Here is an 18314-nt window from a genome sequence, read left to right as displayed (position 1 = left end):
CTCAGTTCTCCCGAATTGTGGATCGTGGGTCGATGAGAGCGAGCACCACGTCGACGATGAAATTGATGAGAAGGACGATGGCGCCGTAGATCACGACCAGTGTCTGGGCGAGCGGGTAGTCCTTCTCGGTGATGGATTTGACCAGCGCCATGCCCATACCGGGCCAGGCGAAGATGCTCTCGATGAGCACGGTGCCGGCAATCAGACCACCCAGGAGGAGTCCGGCGAGCGTCAGCGTCGACGTCATGAGGTTGGGCATTGCATGACGGAAGTAGATTCTTGCCACGGGCATTCGCTTGGCGCGCGCCGTACGGATGTAGTCCATGTCCAACACGCCGAGTGCCTCTGCACGGACGATGCGCGACATCGAGGCGATGGCACCGATCGACATGGCCGCGACCGGGAGGATGTAGCTTTCCGGTCCACCTCGGCCGGCGACGGGCAGTACCGGGAACGTGACGGCAAAGAGGTAGACCAGCGCCGTACCGAACATGAACTCGGGGATCACGGCGATAGTGCCTGACGTTGCGGTGTAACCGATCTCGACTCCGCGTCGTCGACCGTTGCGGGTCAGTGCAGCGAAGATGAGGCCGATCGGAATGCCCAGTAGCAGCACCGTGACGACTGTGAGTACAGCCAGTTCGAGTGTTGCAGGGAGGCGGGACGCGATCACCTCGAAGACCGGAGTCCTCAAGGTGATCGAGTCACCGGGATTCCCACTCAGCAACCCGCCGACGAATCGGAAGTACTGCTGCCACAAGGGAAGGTCGTAACCGAGCTGAGACCTCGTTGTCTCGACCAGTTCGACCGGTGCGTTCATTCCCAGAGCCAACCGAACCGGGTCGCCCGGAATCAGTTGGAGCATCAGGAACGCCGCAGTCACCAGCGCCCAGAGTGAAATCACGAAGGTGCCGAAACGACGCAGAAGATATGCGGGCCAGCTGTCGGACTCGAGCCACTTTGCTCGAGCCTGAGGCGCCGCTTCTGGTTTCGCGGCTTCAATAGTTTGACTCATGGGCTGTCTTTCCGGAGGGCGGGATGCTGGGGCGGGAAGATCTTCAGTGCGGGATGCTGCCTACTGGTACAGACGCAACGCAGAACCGGTGTAGGACTTACCGAATGCGAGTCCGGCCTTGTTGAAGTACACGTTCATGACGGAATCTGCGAAGGGCACGGCCGAGATCGTCTTGGTGATCTCCGACTCGGCGTCGGCCCAGGCGTCACAAGCGTCGCTACCGGTCAGACCGGAAGCCTTGGTGGCTGCTGCTTCGTAGGCGGGGTTGCTGATCGACGCGAAGTTCTTGCCTGCTGCGGGAACCGGCCCGGCGAAGTACGCGGCGAAGGTGCTGGGGAGCGGAGTGTTGATCTGGACCCAGGCGATGTCCCAGGCAGTGTTGTCCTTACCGCTGAGGATGACGTCGATGATCTTGTTCGAGTCGCCCCCGGTCACCTCGACGTTTGCACCGAGTTCGGACCACGCCGACTGAGCGAGTTCTGCTGCTGCATTGCGCGGATCGTCGGTGCCGTCGTACACGAGGCGAAGGTTCAGCGGCTTTCCGTCCTTGCTTCGCTTGCCGTCAGAACCGGCGGTCCAACCCGCAGCGTCCAGTGTTGCCTTTGCAGCTGTGAGGTCGAAGTCCGGAATGTTGCCTGCGACAGAGTCGTAGACACAGGCGCGCGGTTCGACGCCGACGAGACTGGTGGCCCGGACACCGCGCCCTGCAGTGATGACCTGGGTGAGGTCGTCGAGATTGACTGCTTGGATCAGTGCCTTACGCACTGCGGGATCACTGGTGGGATTGCTCGCGATCTGATTGAAGTACATCTGACCGGCGGGATTCGGCCTCAGGACTGAGTCCAGGTTGGCGGCGTCGACGCGGTCCTTGTCCGGCCCGGCGATCGGGGCGGCATTGAGCTCACCCGAGAGAAGCTGATTTGCGGCGGTGCTGACATTGGGTGCCATGGCGGCGACGACGGTCTTGGGGACACCGGGGGTGTCGGAGGTGGTTCCGTCCGGGCCCCAGTTGTAACCCTCACGACGCTGGAACGTGTAGTGGTCGTTGGGGACAACTTCGGTGAGTTCGAACATGCCGGTACCGAGAGACTTCTTGTTCGAAGCGGTCGGGTCCTTGAGCCCGGCGTCACACATGATCGCCAGACGGGCGCCGACGTTCAGAAGAAGGAACGGGCTCGGCGCCGCAGTGGTCACCGTGACAATGCGCGTTGCCGGATCGGCGGTTGCAGTCGCGCCAGTCGGCACGGTCTGGCCGCGCAACTGTGAACCGTTGTCCGGGTTGGCCACGAAATTGATGTTGTCGGCAACGGTCTGCGGGGTCAGTGTTGATCCGTCGGTACAGGTCACACCTTCGCGGATGGTGAAGGACGCCGAGGTAGGGGTCTCCTCCCACTTCTCTGCCAACCACGGTTTGATTTCACTGGTATCGGGGTCCTGGTAGATCAGGTAGTCGTACGCTAACTTCGACATCTCGCCAGTTGCCGAGGACGCCGCCATGATCGGGTTGAGTGCGCCCGGATCGGCCTGCATCGCGAACCGGAAGGTCCCGTCCGTGGCCGGTTCACCGCCACTGGCGCCCGAGGACGTGCCTCCCGAGCCACAAGCAGACAACACAAGCGTGAGCCCTGCGGCTGCCGCAAGTGTTGGATAGGAGCGGTGTTTCATGGTGCCTCCGGGATGGAGCTGGGGCCCGAGCGAAAAACGTGAGGGCGCGATTGAGTGTTGACTGCTAAATCTTGGCGCATGACGTGACGCGCATCTCTGTCGATCCTCACGAAAATCGAGTCGATTTTCGTCCGCTCCCACGAAAACCGCCTGGATCGGTGAATACCTGTCCGTATACCGACAGCGACCTGCGAAACACGACGATTTCCCCGGTCGCTACCGGCGGTCTACTGGTACAGGCGCAGGGCCGAACCGATGAAATTGCGGCCGAATGCAAGACCCGCATTGTTGAAGTAGAGAGTCGTGATCTTGTCGGCAAAAGGTACCGCCGAGTTTGCTTTGATGATCTCGGACTCAGCGTCTGCCCAAGCGGCACAAGCGTCCTCGCCCGTCAGCCCGGAAGCCTTGGTGACGGCTGCGTCGTAGGCCGGGTTGGAGATCGACGCAAAATTCATTCCCGCAGCGGGCACAGGACCGGAGAGGAAGGGGACCAGCATGCTGGGCAGCGCGACGTTGATCGGCTCCCACACAACATCCCACGCCGTGTTGTCCTTGCCGCTGAGTGCTACATCGAGAATCTTGTTCGAGTCTCCACTGGTGAGTTCAATGGTGGCGCCCAGGTCGTTCCACGCGTTGACCGCGACGTCGGCGGCAGCATCGGTCGCGTCACCGAACGTCTCGTAGACCATCCGAATTCGGAGCGGTGTGCCGTCCTTGCTGCGCTTACCGTCCGCGCCGACCTTCCAGCCCGCAGACTCGAGAGTTGCTGCGGCTGCACTGGTGTCGAAGTCCGGCAGGTTTCCGGCTACAGAGTCGTAGATGCAGGCCCGCGGTTCGATGGACACCATCGTGGTCGATCTGGTTCCGCGGCCGGCCGTGAAAATCTCGGCGAGGTCGTCGAGATTGAGAGCCTGGACCAGAGCCTTGCGGACGGCAGGATCGCTCGTCGGATTACCGGGACTGTGGTTGAAGAACATCTCGCCCGCCGGAGCAGGCTGCTTGACGGTATCCAGGTTCGCGGCGTTCATGCGATCCTGGTCGGGGCCCGAAACTGCTGCGGCATTCAGATCACCGGACAACACCTGGTTGGCCGCTGTGCTGTTGTTCGTGATGATGGACGCGACGACATTCTTGGGTACTCCAGCCGTATCCGAGGTGGTGCCGTCCGGTCCCCAGTTGTAGCCGTCGCGCCGGACGTAGGAGTAATGATCGTTGGCGACTGCCTCGGTCATCTGGAACATGCCCGACCCGAAGGTCGTCTTGTTTGCCGCCGTCGGATCCTTCAACCCGGCCTCGCACATGATCGGTATTCGCGCCAGGTTGAGAAGCAGGAACGGAGAGGGCTCCGGAGTCGTGACCGTCACTGTCCGTGTCGCCGGGTCGGCGGTGGCGCTCGCAGTTGCCGGTGCGTACACCCCGCGGAGAGCAGATTTGTTTGCTGCATTGGTGATGAAGTTGACGTTGTCGGCGACAGTCTGGGCAGTCAGAGCGGATCCGTCGGTACAGGTGACGCCGTCGCGAATGGTGAAGGACGCGGAAGTGGTTGTCTCTTCCCATTTCTCGGCGAGCCAGGGCTTGGTGACACCGGTATCGGGATCCGGGTGGAGCAGATAGTCGTAGCTCAGACGCGCCAGCTGGTGCGCCGGCGATGCGGCCGTCATCAGCGGATTCAGAGCGCCGGGGTCGGCCACGAGAGCCAATTTGAAGGTGCCGTCCGTGACGGGTTCACCCGAACCCGAACCCGAACCCGACGAGCCACCCGATGAGCACGCGGTCAGGGCAAGAACGGTGCCAGTTGCCGCAGCCAGCAGTGCGTAGGACCGTTGTTTCATGGTGCCTCCGGAAGGTGTAGTCCCGCCCGAGTGACGCGAGGTCTGTCGGGTCAGGAGCAATAAACGATTGCTTGAATCCTCACCCAACAAAAGGAGGAGAACATCGTCCGGATTTACGAATGTTTCGTGAGACTTGGTAGATCGCTACAACGCTGTCGGATAGAAGAGACGAAGCTGGAGCATCAGGCTGAATCGAGTTTCCGGATCATCGAGATCGATTCCGGCAATCCCGGCAAGCTTCTTGAGGCGGTATCGAAACGTGTTGACGTGGATGTGAACCAACGACGCAGCCGCCGGAATGTCGCCGAACGTGTCGAGCCAGGCTCGAAGGGTGTCCACGAGGTTGATGTCGTGAGTGCGGTCGTACTCACGCAGTACCGCGAGCGGACCCGACGCGGTCTCGTTCTCGTCCGCCAGGGCGTCGGAGAGGCGCAGAAGTAGGGAATTGATCTGCACGTCGTCAGCGCGCGCGACGGTCCGGCCCGAGGAATTCCACGTCGACCTCAGAACGCGAAGCGCTCGGTCGGCTTCGTCGCGTGACTTCTCCAGCGTCATCACGTCGGCCACTGTCGCACCGATTCCGATGACCACCGACTTTTCCGAACGGGAACGGTCTGCAAACTCCGACGCGATCCGACGCACGTAGTCGTCGTCGGTCTGGTGCCGGGTGTGTGGGATGACGGCGTAGACGGTGCCGCCGATCGCTGCCGCCACCGACAGCGGAAATACTTGGTCGAGATAGGTATTGAGTGTCAGGGCCAGTTGATCGACGTCGGCTTCGGCCTCCAACGATGCGCCGGCGCCGCTACGGAAGCCGGCCGCAAGTACGTTTGCTTTCGAGCGGCCGTAGCCCAGTCGCTCGGCCGCTTCCTTGGCCGAAGTGCCGCCACTCAGTAGCGTGATCACCTCGCCCAACCTCAGCCGTCGTGCGGAATCGGCGGCCAGCTTGGCGCGAAGCAAACTCATCGCGGCTACCCCCGCCGCCTCGACGAGCGTTTTCACCTGCAATTCGTTCGGCTCCTCGTCCAAGATCACCCAGATCGAACCGAGGATCTGGGATGCCGCATGTATTCGCATGCCGACCCGGGGCCTGATGCCCGGCCCGATACCCGGTAGAAATACCGGCAGGGTAGAGCCGTAGATCTTGTTGAAGTACCCCATTGACCTGAGCCGGTCGGAATAGTGCTGCGGCACTTGATGTCCGAGGACGCTCTGCTTACGTGCCTCGTCGCCGAAGGCTTGATCCGCCGAAAACGCGAGGATCCGGCTCGACTGATTCTCGATGGTGACCGGGCCGTTCAATACCTGAGCGATCGAGTTGGCAAGATCGAACAGGTCGGCGTCGGCGGCGGACGTGCGGTCCCCGTTGTTGCCGGATTCGAGGATCTCGTTGATCAGCGACGCACTTTGCAGCCAGCTTGCATCCTTGACCATTCCCAGTAGTGCGATATCGGCTTCGGCGACCGCCCGTGCGACGCTTTCGTCGACGGCCAATGGCTCCCTGACGATCAGCGCGACGGCTCCGGCCGAACCGTATTCTTTTACTGCAGTGGCAATGTCGGCCGACTCGGCCAGTCCTGCGCCGAGCACGACGGCGCCCGCACTGCCTTGCGTCACTCCGGACCCTTCGTGCAGGGTCACTCGGCTGACAGTGCGGGCGTCGTCGACGGTGTCGCCTCCGCTGAGGAACGTCATTCCCAGTCTGTCGACGATGTCGACGATCGAAACTCCCGTTGGTGTGGTCACCACCACACCTTAGGGGGAGCGGGATCGATCAGTTGGCTGGTTGCCCTGCTCAGTTGGCAGGCTGCTCGGCTACAGCTTTCTCGACGAACCGGCGGGTCTGATCGAACGCCGCGGGCACCTGGACGGAATTGGTCATGTCACTGATCTCGGACCACCGTTCGGCGACGACCTCAAGGGAGAGTGCGCCTTCGGGGATGTACACGCCCTGCGACTCTTCCATGCGAGCGATCGCGAAGACACCGGCACCAGCGCTGAGGATGGTCTTGGTCGGTGCGTCATCGGAGACCATGAACAGTGCGCCGGGTGAAATCGATTCGGGTGCAAGCAGAGCGAGAGTCTTCTCGTCGAGGAGGTCTTCGGTCATGCGGGTCGCGGCGGTCGGGGCCAGCGAGTTGACGCGGATGCCCTTGCGTTCGCCCTCGATAGCGAGAACGTTCATCAGGCCGACGACGCCGGACTTCGCGGCGCCGTAGTTTGCCTGGCCGAAGTTGCCGTAAATTCCCGATGCCGACGTGGTCATGAGGATGCGTCCGTAGTTCTGTTCGACCATGTGCGGCCAGACTGCCTTGGAACAGATGACGGAACCCATCAGATGCACGTCGATGACTTTGCGGAAGTCGTCGAGCTCGGCCTTGATGAACGACTTGTCGCGCAGGATTCCGGCGTTGTTGATCAGGATGTCCACGCGGCCCCACTTGTCCACGGCCGTCGCGACCATGGCGGCGACGGCGTCGACGTCGGTGATGTCGCAGTGGTCCGCGATGGCCTCGCCACCCAGCTCGACGATTTCCGCCACTACTTTGGCTGCTGCGGTATCAGCGCCGCCACTGCCGTTGACCGAGCCACCCATGTCGTTGACGACGACGCGTGCGCCGCGTGCGGCGAGGGCCAATGCATGCGAACGGCCGAGTCCGCCGCCTGCGCCTGTGATGATCGCTACCTTGCCGGAAAAATCCAACGACATTGGAAAACCTCTCTGATCTGGGATACTACTCAGTATTACTATGCGATAGCGTGGAAACAGTCAAGGGCCGGCAGGCAGTGCGAATGGGAGTGGAAGTCGAATGAGTAGTGATCTTCCGGACGTGCGATCCGCGATCATCACCAGCGCCGCCGACGCCTTTGCCGAAGACGGTTACGCGGCCACGACCATGGATTTGCTGGCCGATCGAATCGGGGCCACCAAAGGTCTTGTCTACTACCACTTTCGTTCGAAGTTCGACATCTACCTGGCAATCTACGAGCGCGGGATGAGCCTGCTCCGCGCGGAGGTCGAGTCTCGGATCGACGGGGCAGACAGCGGCCTCGCGCGTCTCGAAGCGATGTCGCACGCCCACCTGGTCAATCTCATGACACATCTCGGGTACCACCACACGATCCACCAAGGTGTCCGGGGCCAGATGAACTCCGCGCTCAAGCCGAGGCAACAGCAAGTCCTCGCGGAACTGAATTCGCTGCGACTCGACTACGAGAATCTGTTCGTCGACGTGATGACCGAAGGTGTCGCGGATGGTTCCATTCGTGCGAGCTTGCCGCGAATGGCGGCAAAAGTACTCCTCAGCAGTCTCAACGGCATCGACCTCTGGTACCGAAGGCGTGAAGGGCAGACTTTGGCGGAGACGGAGTCGTTGGCGGACCAGATCGTCGAACTCTTGATCGGCGGATTGCGCGCTGCGAACTGACTGAAAGCTGCATTCGTCGAGCGGGTTTCCTCCGACCGGTTCGTGCTGTCCTGCGGCTTGTCGTTCGGTTTGTCCCGCTCTGACAGTCGGGGTAGCATGTTGGCGTCGTGCGCGGACTTGCGTAGGAATTCAGGGAAGAGGAGGTGTGGCTGTAATGCGTGGCCAACCTCCGAGTACCAACTGAAGCTGTAGCCGCCCGGGTTGTTCCGGTATTTTGCTGCAGCTTCATCGTGTGTTCATCGGCTTCGGCTTTGCTGTGAAGCAAGCGTCGTCGTTCACTCTTCCCTCGAAAGCTGTTCAGCATGCGCGAATTTCGTCGTTCACGGTCGGTACTGCCACGTCGTTCCGCGGGTCTCGGTGACTCACATCCCGGGCACTCGCGTGCCGCACGCACCGTCGTCAAGGCTGCCCCGCCCGAGGCGGTGGCGCCCGTCGAATCGACCGTCGTCAACAGTGGCGTGTACCGCGACGGCGAGCGGATAGCGTCGCCGTCCACGCTGGCGGAAGCACTGTCATGCCTTCCGGATTCGCAGTCGATGGCGTGGATCGGCATGTACCGGCCCGACGACGCCCAGTTGTATGCCGCTGCACAACATTTCGACCTCCACGAACTGGCGGTCGAGGATGCGATTGTCGCGCACCAGCGCCCCAAGCTCGAGCGCTACGGCAAGACACTGTTCGTGGTCCTGCGTGCTGCGCGGTACCGCGACGAGACCGAGCGGGTCGAATTCGGCGAGTTGCACATCTTCTGTGGTCCGAACTTCATTCTGACCGTCCGTCACAGTGAATCGCCGGATCTCTCGGCGGTGCGGACTCGCATGGAGAACGATCCTGACCTGTTGCGGTTGGGTACCGAGGCCGTTCTCTACGCCATTCTCGACGCAGTCGTCGACGGATACGCCCCGGTGGTGGCCGGCCTGCAGAACGACATCGACGAGATCGAAACCGAAGTGTTCAGTGGCGATCCCGGAGTTTCGCGTCGCATCTACGAACTGACCCGTGAGGTGATCGAATTCCAGCGGGCGACGCGTCCGCTGCTGGGAATGCTGCGTGGGTTGTCGGCGGGGTTCGACAAGTACCACACGGACGAGGAACTCCAGCGTTACCTCCGCGACGTCACCGACCATGCGACGACTGTGGTGGAGCGGGCCGACGGCTTTCGTCAGTTGCTCGGAAACATCCTCACGGTGAACGCAACTCTGGTGTCGCAGAACCAGAACGAGGAGATGCGCAATCTGACGCAGGCGAGCTACGCGCAGAACGAGGAGATCAAGAAGGTCTCGGCGTGGGCGGCAATTCTCTTCGCGCCGACGCTTATCGGAACCGTGTACGGAATGAACTTCGACGACATGCCGGAACTGCACTGGCACTTGGGCTATCCGTTTGCTCTCTCGATGATGTTCTTGACGTGTGGAAGTCTCTACACGATCTTCAAACGTCGGGGCTGGTTGTAGAAAGCGCCGGCTGTAGAAAGCGCCGGCTGTAGAAAGCGCCGGCTGTAGAAAACACCTGTGCGCCTTGCCAACCGAGATCGGTTGACAAGGCGCACAGGTGTTTTCGGGAGGGCGCTCGAATCAGAGCGTTGCGACGCAGACCGTGAACTTACGTTCCGGGTGCTCGAATCCCGAGTCTGCCCCCGAACCGCATTCGTCGATCGAAGTGGAGTTCTGCAGGATTTCGACGACCTCGACTACATTGGTGCCGCTGGTATCCGAGCATTCGATGCGGGCGGGCTCGTCCATTCCGCTGCCGAGGTCCATGCATCCGCCGACTACCCAGTCGACGTCGAGACAGACAGCGCCCTGCTCGTCACCCGCGAGGGTCTCGTAGTAGTACGAGTCGACATCGGAGGCACACTGATCAGAGGTGGGAACCTTGGCGACCACCTTGTAGTTGGAATCCTTGCTACCGCAGTCCGCGTTGTCGATTTCCGCGGCCGTCGTGGTACCGCCGAGCTTGACGCAATCACCGATCGACACGTCGATGTCGACGTCGCCGCCGTCGTCCGAGCCCTCCTGGCCGGTGATCTTCGAGGTGGTCGGGGCTGCGGAGGTAGTGGTCGAATCGGCAACCGAGGAAGATGATTCCGCAATGGCTTTCGGCTCGATGTCGGAACCGCAACCGACGGTGAAGGCGGCGATTGCAGAAGTTGCGATCACCGCAGTGCAAAGTCGCCGGACGATTCCGGACATAAGGACCCCTTTGTTGATTCTTGGATAATTCTGTTGGTTCGTAGATTGTTCGGGACCTATTCCAATACATCGGTAGTCGAATTGCCAACCGGACTGTCAGTATGGGTAGGTGGAGCTACCCCTGATGCCGCCGCTTGCCCCGATGCTCGCGAAGGCTGCGGCCACTGTGCCGCCTCAACCCGAGTCCGGTGACCCGACGTGGTCGTACGAGCCGAAATGGGACGGATTTCGAGCAATCATCTTTCGTGACGGTGACGAAGTGGTGCTCGGATCGCGAGGAGGAAAGGACTTGGCGCGGTACTTTCCCGAGGCGGTGGAAGCCGTCAAGTCTGAATTGCCCGAAAAATGTGTGGTGGACGGAGAACTGGTGGTTCCCCGTGAGATCGACGGTGTGACGCGCCTGAGTTGGGAAGCGCTCTCCGAGCGGATTCACCCCGCCGCGAGCCGCGTCGCATTGTTGTCGGAACAGACGCCCGCGCAATTTGTCGGGTTCGATTTACTGGCGCTCGGGGATCGCGACGTCTCGATCGAGGACTTCGGTGTGCGACGTGCGTTGCTCCTCAATTGCGTCGGTGGCGGGCCGAGTTGCCACGTCACGGCAGCGACGGCCGACAGCGCCGAAGCAATGGCCTGGTTCGAAACCTTCGAAGGCGCGGGTCTCGACGGGGTTGTCGCCAAGAAGCTGGCGGGACCGTACCTGCCGAACAAACGCGAGATGATCAAGGTGAAACACGCCAGGACCGCGGATGTCGTACTGCTGGGCTACCGTCCGCACAAGAGCCAGCCGGGTATCGGGTCGATGCTTCTGGGTCTGTTCGACGGTTCCGAATTGAAGATGATCGGTGGCGCTTCGGCTTTCACCGCGGCGCGGCGGATCGAGTTGTTGGCCGAACTCGAACCTTTGCGCCTCGGGGACGACGTTGTGGCCGAGGGAGAGGCCAGCCGGTGGAGATCGGCCGCAGACCGCTCCTGGATTCCGCTTCGTCCTGAGCGGGTGCTGGAAGTGGCGTACGACCAGATGGAAGGGGAACGCTTTCGGCACGCCGCGCGGTTCCTGCGCTGGCGTCCGGACAGGGTGCCCGACGAATGCACTTTCGATCAGTTGGAGGTTCCGGTGCGATACGACTTCGCGGATGTTCTTGCAGGTGGTAAGTGATGGCGAGTCCCGCAGAGGAACTGGACGTCGACGGGATCGCGGTCCGGTTGTCGAGCCCGGACAAGATCTACTATCCGCAGTTGGGTGAGGACGGCGGAACCAAACGGCATCTTGTCGAGTACTACCGAACGGTGGCGCTGCAGGGTGCAGCGTTGCGGGCGCTCCAAGATCGGCCAACGCATCTTCAGCGATTCCCCGACGGCATCGAGGGCGAAGAGGTTTACCAGAAGCGGCTGCCGGCAAAGCGGCCCGAGCACGTCGAATCCTGCGAGGTCACGTTCCCGTCGGGTCGCAAGGCCGACGTCCTTCGAGTGCGAAGTGCTGCGAACATCGTGTGGGCCGCCAATCTCGGGACTGTCACGTTTCATCCCTGGGCCGTGCGGTGCCCGGACACCGACCACCCGGACGAACTCCGCATCGATCTCGATCCGCAACCGGGGACCGGGTTCGACGAGGCCGTTGCCATCGCGGACGAGGTCCTTCGCCCTCTGCTCGCCGAGTTGGGATTGGAAGGATTTCCCAAGACGTCCGGTGGCCGAGGCCTTCACGTCTACATCCCGCTCGAGGCGCGCTGGGATTTTGTCGAGGTCCGCCACGCGGGTATCGCCCTCGCCCGTGAAGTCGAACGGCGTAGTGCCGATCGCGCCACAACCGCGTGGTGGAAGGAAGAGCGGGGTGAACGGATCTTCATCGACTTCAATCAGAATGCCCGTGACCGGACGATCGCGGCGGCGTATTCGGCTCGGAAGACGCCGATCGCAACTGTGTCCACGCCGGTGACCTGGGACGAACTGCGGGACGTGCATCCAGACGACTGCACCATCGCCACGGTTCCCGGCTTGCTCGCCGATCGTGGTGATCCGATGGAAGCGATGCACGACAAGGCCTTTGCCCTCGACGTTCTGTTGGAGATGTGGGAGAAGGATCTGGCGGCGGGACTTGGCGATCTGCCGTACCCGCCGAACTATCCCAAAATGCCCGGTGAACCCAAACGAGTTCAACCGAGCAAGGACCGCGATCGGAAGAACAAAGACGGGTAGCGTCAGAGGCGGACATATCGGGTAATTCGATTAGACGTCGAATGTACGTTCACGTCGAATGCACTGTGGGGGTTGGATATGGATCGCCGGAAAATGCGAGCAGCAGGCTTAGCGGCGGGTGGCGTGATTCTTGCCGCCTTCGGATTGTCACTCGGTAGCGGAACAGCGTCGGCCGCGACGCTGGATTGTTCGGCGCGCGGCCAAGATCAGACGATCGTCGACGGGTCATCCGCATGCCGAGCGGTGGCAGATCCCTCCAGTTACGCGATTTCATACGTGGAGGGCGATGGCGTCGGCGTCGCCGATTCGCGAGACGGTGGCCGGTCGGCGGGCGTCGGACTCTTCGGCGGCGTTGCTGCAGCGGAGTCGCGCGGTGGGCTACTTGCCGCCGTTGCGTACGGCCCGGGCTCGCTCGCACTCGGTCGCACAGACTCCTCACCCTTTGCCGTGGTGCTCAGCGGACCTGGCGGCAGAGCGGCGGTGGGTGACGCGGACGTCGGGGCGATCTGCTCGGGTGGTCCCACCCTTGTTTTCAACCTTGCCACAGGTCAGGGATGTGTCAGCGACGGCACTTCGACGTGGGTCACCCCGTGAGTGCACCCCGGCCCTGAGCCTCTTGCGTGACAGTGGTCACAATGGTGTCAAGCTCCTGCCACCGATCCGGTGACCGGACAACTTGAATCAGCGGGGATCGGAGGACGCGATGGCTCCCAATGCACGACGGGGTTCGCTCGCCCGGGTGGAGGTGCCTTCACGCACCGAGCTGTATGTGGACCGGCGATTCCTTCCCTTGGCCGACCGCTTCTTCGCGATGTATCGCCAACCGCAACAAGGCGGCGGCGCGCTGGTCGTGTACCTGGGCGGCGAGAAAGTTCTCGACATCTGGGCCGGCAATGCCGACCGCGACAGGCGCTGGGACCACGACACGGTGTCGCTTTCCTTCTCGACCGGCAAGGGCGTGGCCAGCACCGTCGTTCATCGACTCGCCGAACGCGGGCTGATCGACTACGACTCTCCGGTTGCTCAGTACTGGCCCGAATTCGCAGCGGCCGGCAAGGACAAGATCACCGTCCGGGAACTGATGTCACATCGCGCGGGCCTTCACCGCGTTCGCGGCCTGATGCCGCATCCCCTCGACCTGATGGACTACGACGCGGTCGTTGCCGCCCTGGCTGCCGAGAAGCCGGATCCGCGTCGGCTTCGAGGCCCCGGCTATCACGCTGTGACCTATGGCTGGTTGGTAGCCGAACTTGTGGCCAGGGTGTCCGGTCAGCCGTTCATCGACGTCGTACAAGCGGAGATAGCGAAGCCCCTCGGAGTCGACGAATTCTGGTACCGCGTACCCGAAACCGAGCGTCCACGGATCGCGAAGCTGTTCCCACATATCAACCCTGCCGGCTTGAACTGGGCCTTCGCGTCGACCGTGCTCTCACACGTCGGTCCGACTCGCGGACTCGCGGAGGCCGCGATGCCGGACGGTTTCGACGTCATGGTGCGCAACCCGGCTGTCCATGACGCCGTCATGCCGGGCTGGAACGGAGTGTTCAGCGCGCGCGCTCTCGCGAAGATGTACGGCGCCATTGCGAACGGCGGCGTGATCGACGGGAAGCGGTTCCTGAAGGAATCGACCATCGACCAGATGTCGACCATCCAGACTCGCGATCGGGATTACGTGCTGGCGGTGCGGCCCAACTGGACTCTCGGTTACCACCCGCCGATCATTGCCGCGCGGCGGCAGCCGCGGAATGCGATAGGCCACTACGGAGTCGGCGGTTCAGGCGCGTATGCGGACCTGTCCAGCGGACTCTCGCTCGGTTTCACCACCAACAGGTTGGGTAGTGCTGTGACAGCTCTCGGTGATCTTCGCCTTGCGAGGCTCGGCGCCGAGGCGCAGGAGTTGGTTCGTCGAATCTGACACGAAGGGAATGCCATGAGCAGCAACGTGTACCGGGTGACCGAGATCGTCGGCTCGTCCACCGAGAGCAGTGACGCGGCAATTCGCACCGCCATCGCCCGGGCGAACGAGACGGTGCGCAACCTCGAATGGTTCGAGGTGGTGGAAACTCGCGGCCACATCGAGAACGGCGCCGTGGCGCATTTCCAGGTCACGTTGAAGGTCGGCTTCCGGCTCGACGGCGACGAATCCTGAACCGTTCTTCATGACTGTTGATCTCACGGCAGCCGTCGGGTTCATGGCGGGACATGCCAGGACTCTCGATCGGCATCGGCTGAATTTGATTCTCGGACAGGGTGACCGGGCCGCGGCTTGTGCGGCCGTGGACGGTTATCGCAACCCGGACGGTGGGTACGGCTGGGGACTCGAACCGGATCTTCGCTCGGCAACCAGCCAACCCGGCGGAGCGCTGCATGCCTTCGAAGCCTTTGCCGACATCGGAACGCCGACGCCCAGAGCGGTCGAACTGTGCGACTGGTTGCAGACCAATTCGCTGGCAGGCGGCGGTTTACCCTTCGCCTTCCCGATTGCAGACCCAGCCGGGTGTGCGCCCTTCTGGGTGAGCGCGGACCCGTCGGCGCCGTCGTTGCAGATCACCAGCATCGTGTGTGCTGCAGCGGCTCGCGTTGCCGAATTCGACGAGGCCGTCGCCGAACATCCGTGGTTCGCCTCTGCCGTTCGATATTGCCTCGACGCGATCGACGGGGCGGATTCTCTGCATGCCCTCGAGCTCGCCTTTGCCTTGCAGTTTCTCGACGCGGTTCACCGGAACAGTCCCGAAGCGTCGTCGTTGGTGAGCACTCTTGGTTCGCGTATCCCGGCTGACGGCTTGGTTCACGTGGACGGGGGAGCCGAGGGCGAATTCATGCGGCCCCTCCATTTCTCACCGCTTCCTGGTGGTCCGACTCGCGCGTTGTTCGATGCAGCGGTGATCGACTCCGAACTGTCCGCGCTCGCTGCACGGCAACACGACGACGGCGGCTGGGCGGTGGATTTCGACAGCTATTCGCCCGCCGCGGCGTTGGAATGGCGAGGTCACGCCACCGTGCAGGCGGTATGGCTGCTGAAGCGCAATGGGGTGATCTGAAAACGATTCTCGCGCCAAATTGGAACACGTTATAGTCTGGGAATCAGTTCGTGCTTCGTGTTTCAGGGATAGGGGAATGTCATGGCGTATGTGATCACGCAGCCGTGCTGCAACGACGCCTCGTGTGTTGACGTGTGTCCGGTCAATTGCATTCACCCGACACCGGACGAAGCTCCGTTCGCGACCACCGAAATGCTCTACATCGATCCCGACACCTGCATCGATTGTGGTGCGTGTGTGGACGAGTGCCCGGTCGAGGCGATCTTCCCGGACAACGAACTCGACGAGGACGACGCGCCGTACCTGCAGATGAACGCGTCGTACTTCGAGAAGCATCCGATGGGCCCGGATTGGCCCGAGCCGATCACGATGGCCAAGATCGATCCCGAACTGGGAACGCTGAAAGTGGCGATCATCGGCTCCGGCCCCGCAGCCTGCTATGCGGCGATGGAACTGACCGGCAAGCCTCGCGTCGAGGTCGACATGTTCGATCGGCTTCCCACTCCCTACGGATTGGTGCGCGCCGGCGTGGCTCCGGATCATCCCGGAACCAAAGGCGTCACCGACCAGTTCCGCGCCGTGGTCGCGAAAAAGACCGTGCGCTGCCACTTCAACGTCGAGGTGGGTACCCACATCTCGCATTCGGAACTCTTGGACCATCACCACGCAGTGATCTACGCGGTCGGCGCTGCCGGGGATCGCAAGCTCGAGATCCCGGGCGAGGAACTGCCGGGAAGTCACGCTGCCACCGAGTTCGTCGCCTGGTACAACGGCCACCCGGGATATGCCGATCGGACTTTCGATCTGTCCGGCGAGCGAGCAGTGATCGTCGGAAACGGCAACGTCGCACTCGACGTCGCTCGCATCCTGGTGACCGACCCGGACCAGCTCGCGAAGACGGACCTCGCCGAGCATGCATTGGAAGCGCTGCGTAACAGCAAGATTCGTGAGGTCGTCATTCTCGGGCGGCGCGGGCCGGCGCAGGCCGCGTACACCAATCCCGAACTGTTGGCCCTCGGACAGATGGCGAACGTGGACGTAGTCGTCGACCCGATCGAAGCCGAACTCGACGAGGCCAGTCAGGCGTTCGTGGACAGCGATGCCGCGGAGCCGTCCGTGCTGCTCAAGGTCAAGCAGGCGCAGGAATTTGCTTCCCGTACCGCAGATCCTTCCCGCAAGCGGATCGTTCTCCGGTTCCTCACCTCGCCCGTCGAGATCCTCGGTGACGACGCAGTCGCACAGGTGCGGATCGTGAAAAACGAGTTGGTGGCAACGCCGACCGGTCAGCTCTCCGCCCGGCCTACCGAAACCGAGGAGACGATCGACACCTCGCTGGTGCTTCGGTCGGTCGGATACCGCGGTACACCGATGGCCGACTTGCCCTTCGACGACGCTCGCGGCGTGATCCCCAACGAGAACGGTCGCGTGATCGACACCGACACCGGCACGCCGATCCCGGGTGTCTACGTCGCGGGTTGGATCAAGCGCGGACCGACCGGCGTAATCGGCACCAACAAGTACTGCTCCGCTGAGACCGTGTCGATGATCTTCGACGACTTCGCTGGTGGGCGCCTCGCCACGCCGACCGAGGACGCTGACAAGTTGCAGGTTCTGCTGGCAGATCGGTCGCCGGATCAGGTGGACTACCAAGGTTGGCAGCGGATCGACAAGGCAGAACGAGCATCCGGTGCCGCCGCCGGTCGACCGCGAACCAAACTCATCTCCATCGAATCGATGTTGGCGGCTGCTCGCAGCGAGGGATAGCAACGTTTGGGCGAACATCCGAATTGCTCGATTGCCGCATTTGTGTGTTAATGACTATGGAAATGTGCGGTTTGCTCTCTTTGGCGTGCTCGGGTGTGTAGGTGTGCGCCCGGCGGGCGCGTCCGGATGGTGCATCGGCATCGGTACCAGGCGGGTATCGATGCCGGCCGCGCAAAACCCACGTGAGTACGTGGTCATTCGAGCGAAGGTAGTGACATGGGCAGCAAACAGGGTCGTCGGACGTCACGGGTTGCCGTGGCAATCGTCGGAGCGGTGGCTGCCGGCCTGGCTCTTGCCGGACCTTCCGCGGCCGTTCCTCTCTTCCCCGGTGGACCGGACATTCCGTTGCCCGTCATTCCCGGAGTTCCGTACCTCGATCCGGCGATTCCGGTTCCGGGCATCCCGGGTACACCGATTCAGGCTCCCATCGGCGCTCCCAACTTCTCCGCGCCGTCGCTCAACCCGTCGGCGGGTGAGACAGTCGGCATCGCGCAGCCGATCATCATTCGTTTCAACGAGGCAGTCGGCGACCGTGCGACGGCCGAGCGCGCGATTCGCGTGACCACCGATCCTCCGGTCGATGGCAGCTTCTACTGGATCAACGACAGCCAGGTCCGTTGGAAGCCGGCACAGTTCTGGCCGGCGAACATCTCCGTGACCGTCGACGCCGGTGATTCGCACTCCACGTTCAACATCGGTGACGCACTCGTCACCGTCGCGGACGACAACACCAAGCAGGTCACCGTCACCCGCAACGGTGAGGTCGTGCGCACCATGCCGACGTCGTTCGGCAAGCCGGGGCACGAAACACCGAACGGCACGTACATCGTCGGCGAGCAGCTGCGCGACATGTACATGGATTCGTCCACGTACGGCGTTCCGATCGATTCTCCCGAGGGTTACCGCACCTACGTCGAGTACGCGACACGAATTTCCTACAGTGGCATCTTCGTCCATGCCGCTCCGTGGTCGGTAGCGCAACAAGGTTTCACCAACGTCAGCCACGGCTGCCTCAATGTCAGCACCGAGGACGCCAAGTGGTTCTTCGAGAACGCAGGCAAGGGTGACCCGGTGATCGTGCAGAACACCGCAGGTGGAGTCCTCAGCGGCGCCGACGGATTGGGTGACTGGAACCGCTAGACATCGACGAGGAAGGCCCTGCGCGAGAAGTATTCGCGCAG

The 18314-nt window shown here is 62.3% G+C and carries 16 protein-coding genes; 10 read left to right on the top strand and 6 right to left on the bottom strand.

Annotated elements, in window-relative coordinates:
• Nucleotide 1: 1 nt before the first annotated feature.
• The 5 genes from FEZ59_RS09765 to FEZ59_RS09745 form a co-directional block, all read right to left on the bottom strand.
• Entirely contained in the window at nt 2-1015 is a 1014-nt protein-coding gene (locus FEZ59_RS09765) for an ABC transporter permease (protein WP_019745232.1), read from the bottom strand.
• A 60-nt stretch (nt 1016-1075) separates the two neighbouring features.
• Nucleotides 1076-2680, bottom strand: coding sequence for an ABC transporter substrate-binding protein (locus tag FEZ59_RS09760; RefSeq protein WP_113682526.1), 1605 nt, complete (start codon nt 2678-2680; stop codon nt 1076-1078).
• Nucleotides 2681-2907: 227 nt separating this feature from the next.
• The gene (locus tag FEZ59_RS09755; RefSeq protein WP_172932584.1) at nt 2908-4512 is read right to left on the bottom strand and encodes an ABC transporter substrate-binding protein; all 1605 of its coding nucleotides are present in this window, start codon (nt 4510-4512) and stop codon (nt 2908-2910) included.
• Nucleotides 4513-4656: 144 nt separating this feature from the next.
• The gene (locus FEZ59_RS09750; RefSeq protein WP_037120543.1) at nt 4657-6258 is read right to left on the bottom strand and encodes a helix-turn-helix domain-containing protein; all 1602 of its coding nucleotides are present in this window, start codon (nt 6256-6258) and stop codon (nt 4657-4659) included.
• 49 nt (nt 6259-6307) lie between these two features.
• Nucleotides 6308-7222 carry an SDR family NAD(P)-dependent oxidoreductase gene (locus FEZ59_RS09745; RefSeq protein ID WP_172932583.1) on the bottom strand — a complete coding sequence of 305 codons (915 nt, stop codon included), beginning with the start codon at nt 7220-7222 and terminating at the stop codon, nt 6308-6310.
• A gap of 100 nt (nt 7223-7322) precedes the next feature.
• On the opposite strand from FEZ59_RS09745, the gene FEZ59_RS09740 reads away from it, so the two are divergent.
• Nucleotides 7323-7940 carry a TetR/AcrR family transcriptional regulator gene (locus FEZ59_RS09740; RefSeq protein ID WP_172932582.1) on the top strand — a complete coding sequence of 206 codons (618 nt, stop codon included), beginning with the start codon at nt 7323-7325 and terminating at the stop codon, nt 7938-7940.
• Nucleotides 7941-8242: 302 nt separating this feature from the next.
• Complete coding sequence (locus FEZ59_RS09735; protein ID WP_007731382.1) at nt 8243-9394, top strand: magnesium and cobalt transport protein CorA; 1152 nt, start codon at nt 8243-8245, stop codon at nt 9392-9394.
• Between the two features lie 120 nt (nt 9395-9514).
• Here the strand turns inward: FEZ59_RS09735 and FEZ59_RS09730 are convergent, their stop codons facing one another.
• Complete coding sequence (locus tag FEZ59_RS09730) at nt 9515-10132, bottom strand: hypothetical protein (protein ID WP_019745226.1); 618 nt, start codon at nt 10130-10132, stop codon at nt 9515-9517.
• A gap of 109 nt (nt 10133-10241) precedes the next feature.
• Here FEZ59_RS09730 and FEZ59_RS09725 point away from each other — a divergent pair, with 109 nt between their 5' ends.
• The 8 genes from FEZ59_RS09725 to FEZ59_RS09690 all read left to right on the top strand — a co-directional run bounded on the left by FEZ59_RS09725 (nt 10242) and on the right by FEZ59_RS09690 (nt 18273).
• The gene (locus tag FEZ59_RS09725) at nt 10242-11288 is read left to right on the top strand and encodes an ATP-dependent DNA ligase (protein WP_172932581.1); all 1047 of its coding nucleotides are present in this window, start codon (nt 10242-10244) and stop codon (nt 11286-11288) included.
• Entirely contained in the window at nt 11288-12328 is a 1041-nt protein-coding gene (ligD, locus tag FEZ59_RS09720; RefSeq protein WP_003940248.1) for a non-homologous end-joining DNA ligase, read from the top strand. Before FEZ59_RS09725 ends, ligD begins: the two co-directional genes overlap by 1 nt.
• Before the next feature lie 93 nt (nt 12329-12421).
• Nucleotides 12422-12922 carry a DUF6764 family protein gene (locus FEZ59_RS09715; RefSeq protein WP_052740980.1) on the top strand — a complete coding sequence of 167 codons (501 nt, stop codon included), beginning with the start codon at nt 12422-12424 and terminating at the stop codon, nt 12920-12922.
• Between the two features lie 109 nt (nt 12923-13031).
• Nucleotides 13032-14243 carry a serine hydrolase domain-containing protein gene (locus FEZ59_RS09710; protein ID WP_041815251.1) on the top strand — a complete coding sequence of 404 codons (1212 nt, stop codon included), beginning with the start codon at nt 13032-13034 and terminating at the stop codon, nt 14241-14243.
• A gap of 15 nt (nt 14244-14258) precedes the next feature.
• Nucleotides 14259-14477, top strand: coding sequence for a dodecin (locus FEZ59_RS09705; protein ID WP_003939815.1), 219 nt, complete (start codon nt 14259-14261; stop codon nt 14475-14477).
• Between the two features lie 10 nt (nt 14478-14487).
• Nucleotides 14488-15369 carry a hypothetical protein gene (locus FEZ59_RS09700; RefSeq protein ID WP_172932580.1) on the top strand — a complete coding sequence of 294 codons (882 nt, stop codon included), beginning with the start codon at nt 14488-14490 and terminating at the stop codon, nt 15367-15369.
• Between the two features lie 81 nt (nt 15370-15450).
• Nucleotides 15451-17133 (top strand): FAD-dependent oxidoreductase, encoded by a 1683-nt coding sequence (locus tag FEZ59_RS09695; protein ID WP_019745220.1) that lies wholly within the window; start codon nt 15451-15453, stop codon nt 17131-17133.
• Between the two features lie 216 nt (nt 17134-17349).
• Nucleotides 17350-18273 (top strand): L,D-transpeptidase, encoded by a 924-nt coding sequence (locus FEZ59_RS09690; RefSeq protein ID WP_019745219.1) that lies wholly within the window; start codon nt 17350-17352, stop codon nt 18271-18273.
• The last annotated feature ends 41 nt before the right edge of the window (nt 18274-18314 follow it).

The sequence above is a fragment of the Rhodococcus sp. MS13 genome, from assembly GCF_013277835.1.
In the GTDB taxonomy this organism is placed as follows: Bacteria; Actinomycetota; Actinomycetes; order Mycobacteriales; family Mycobacteriaceae; genus Rhodococcus_F; species Rhodococcus_F erythropolis.
Note: the sequence above shows the minus strand (reverse complement) of the source record. Positions and strands in the feature narration are given on the sequence as shown.

What these genes read in the sequence shown, in the direction of transcription:
- FEZ59_RS09765 (WP_019745232.1), bottom strand. Translation starts at nt 1,015, where the DNA reads ATGAGTCAAACTATTGAAGCCGCGAAACCAGAAGCGGCGCCTCAGGCT.
- FEZ59_RS09760 (WP_113682526.1), bottom strand. Translation starts at nt 2,680, where the DNA reads ATGAAACACCGCTCCTATCCAACACTTGCGGCAGCCGCAGGGCTCACG.
- FEZ59_RS09755 (WP_172932584.1), bottom strand. Translation starts at nt 4,512, where the DNA reads ATGAAACAACGGTCCTACGCACTGCTGGCTGCGGCAACTGGCACCGTT.
- FEZ59_RS09745 (WP_172932583.1), bottom strand. Translation starts at nt 7,222, where the DNA reads ATGTCGTTGGATTTTTCCGGCAAGGTAGCGATCATCACAGGCGCAGGC.
- FEZ59_RS09740 (WP_172932582.1), top strand. Translation starts at nt 7,323, where the DNA reads ATGAGTAGTGATCTTCCGGACGTGCGATCCGCGATCATCACCAGCGCC.
- FEZ59_RS09735 (WP_007731382.1), top strand. Translation starts at nt 8,243, where the DNA reads ATGCGCGAATTTCGTCGTTCACGGTCGGTACTGCCACGTCGTTCCGCG.
- FEZ59_RS09730 (WP_019745226.1), bottom strand. Translation starts at nt 10,132, where the DNA reads ATGTCCGGAATCGTCCGGCGACTTTGCACTGCGGTGATCGCAACTTCT.
- ligD (WP_003940248.1), top strand. Translation starts at nt 11,288, where the DNA reads ATGGCGAGTCCCGCAGAGGAACTGGACGTCGACGGGATCGCGGTCCGG.
- FEZ59_RS09715 (WP_052740980.1), top strand. Translation starts at nt 12,422, where the DNA reads ATGCGAGCAGCAGGCTTAGCGGCGGGTGGCGTGATTCTTGCCGCCTTC.
- FEZ59_RS09710 (WP_041815251.1), top strand. Translation starts at nt 13,032, where the DNA reads ATGGCTCCCAATGCACGACGGGGTTCGCTCGCCCGGGTGGAGGTGCCT.
- FEZ59_RS09705 (WP_003939815.1), top strand. Translation starts at nt 14,259, where the DNA reads ATGAGCAGCAACGTGTACCGGGTGACCGAGATCGTCGGCTCGTCCACC.
- FEZ59_RS09700 (WP_172932580.1), top strand. Translation starts at nt 14,488, where the DNA reads ATGACTGTTGATCTCACGGCAGCCGTCGGGTTCATGGCGGGACATGCC.
- FEZ59_RS09695 (WP_019745220.1), top strand. Translation starts at nt 15,451, where the DNA reads ATGGCGTATGTGATCACGCAGCCGTGCTGCAACGACGCCTCGTGTGTT.
- FEZ59_RS09690 (WP_019745219.1), top strand. Translation starts at nt 17,350, where the DNA reads ATGGGCAGCAAACAGGGTCGTCGGACGTCACGGGTTGCCGTGGCAATC.